Source organism: Paenibacillus forsythiae T98 (assembly GCF_000520735.1).
Lineage (GTDB): Bacteria > Bacillota > Bacilli > Paenibacillales > Paenibacillaceae > Paenibacillus_AQ > Paenibacillus_AQ forsythiae.
In genome coordinates, this window is sequence record NZ_ASSC01000157.1 from 1 (window position 1) to 1601 (window position 1601).

General features: G+C 62.4%; 2 protein-coding genes. Both read right to left on the reverse strand.

All coding sequences use genetic code 11. The features are described 5' to 3' along the window. The coding region (locus L692_RS27880) for a lipoate--protein ligase family protein (RefSeq protein ID WP_051503445.1) at positions 1-732 on the reverse strand (732 nt) is incomplete at its 3' end. Continuing rightward, positions 720-1601, reverse strand: an 882-nt coding sequence (locus L692_RS30510) for a copper amine oxidase N-terminal domain-containing protein (protein WP_156940319.1), incomplete at its 5' end; no start/stop codon positions are given. The genes L692_RS30510 and L692_RS27880, both read right to left, overlap by 13 nt.

The following is a 1601-nucleotide window of genomic DNA, read 5'->3' on the forward strand; positions in this document are numbered from 1 at the left end:
GAGTCCGCCGATCGTCTCCGGCCGCACCCTCGGATAATCCAGGCCCTCGGCGCCTTGGGCCGCTTCCTCGTAGAAGCGGCGCACCAATTCGCCACGCTCCCGCCCGGAGCCGCTCACCACGACAAAAGCATGCACAAAGTAGGCATGGCTCTGCCGCCGCTGGGCGATGCCGCAAAATTTCCGGCCCCCGATGGACAGGTCGTAATCGCCGGGGCAATAAGACCCGGCAACCTCTGCCGCGACGACTTGCGCGGCGGCGGACGGATGGGAGACGCCCGCCGCCTCCGCAATCAAGGCGGCCAGGAGGCGGAAATCCCGGTGGAAATCCAGCGTCCCCCGGTTTTTGGGCAGGATCAGGGAGACGTTGACAATCCCCGCATCCAGAGGAACCGCCGCGCCGCCGGAATGTCTGACCGCCGTGCGGATGCCGCGCGCTTCCAGGCTCTGCATCGCCTGCCCGGCGCCGGGCAGACGACTGTCCCTAAGCCCGAGCGCCACTCCGCCGGGGTGGCTCCACAAATGCACCGACGGCGGCGCAAGCCCCGCGCCGACATCCCGGCACAGCGTTTCTTCAAAGGCGAAGGGGATCAGCATATCGCCGCCCCCTTCGCCTTCCTCCTCGCTGCCAGACAGATGCTCGAAGAGCGCCATGCGCCCGGGGAGCGTTCCGGCAGGATCAGACGGAAGTTCGCCCGATCCGTTTGATTGATTGATTTTGCTTATATCGTCCATTGATCATGTATGATGCCCGCAAGCATCCACTGCCCGCCTTCCTTGACGAATACAAGCCGCAGGCTCTGCCAGTCCATACCGGCATACTGTGGATCGAATCCGTCGTAATGGTATTCAACCAGGATGGCATCCGGGTACACGTTACGCGCGTTATCCAGCGAATTGCCGGTGCCGATGGTCTGATTGTAGCCTATTTCCAGCGCTGCGGCAAAATCGGCGCTGTATATGAATCTGTCGTAATATTGCGCAAACGTAAGCTTGATCGGGTCGCCCGTTCCATCAAAGGCTCCCCAGGTCCGGACAGTCCCGTCTGCGCCAACCGCTGCGATTTGGCTGCGGCTCAGTACGATGTCCTTGGCGGTGTCAACATAGCCGTACGGGGTGAAGCGAACGCCCCGGGAAGAGTGAACCATGGAAGCAAGAGCGGTCCAATCCTTCGCCTTCAGCGCCTGCACCGCAGCGGCGGCCCGCTCCGCAATGACCTGCTTCGCGCCGGCCGGGACAAGCGGCATGATAATATGAGCCGTCCGTGTATTCGTATTCCACGACAGGGTTCCGCCCAGGCTCTCCGCTGAAAAACGCAGAGGAACATACACACGGCCGCCGCGAATTTCGGCGGGAACATCCAGAAGAATGACGGTCCCGCCGTCCTTCACCGCCCGGTTGCCGCCAGCCTTAATCTTGACCTGATGCGGGGCTCTCGCTATGGTCGCTGTGCGGGAAGCCGCGTCCCAGTACAGCTGCGCTCCCATCCCCTTCGCCATGTCCCGAAGCGTCACCATGACTCTTCCTTGCTTTACGTAAGCCTGAGACTCAAGCGCAAGCTTTGCACCATTAACCGTCACGGAGGCCACTGCGGCTGGGGGAGG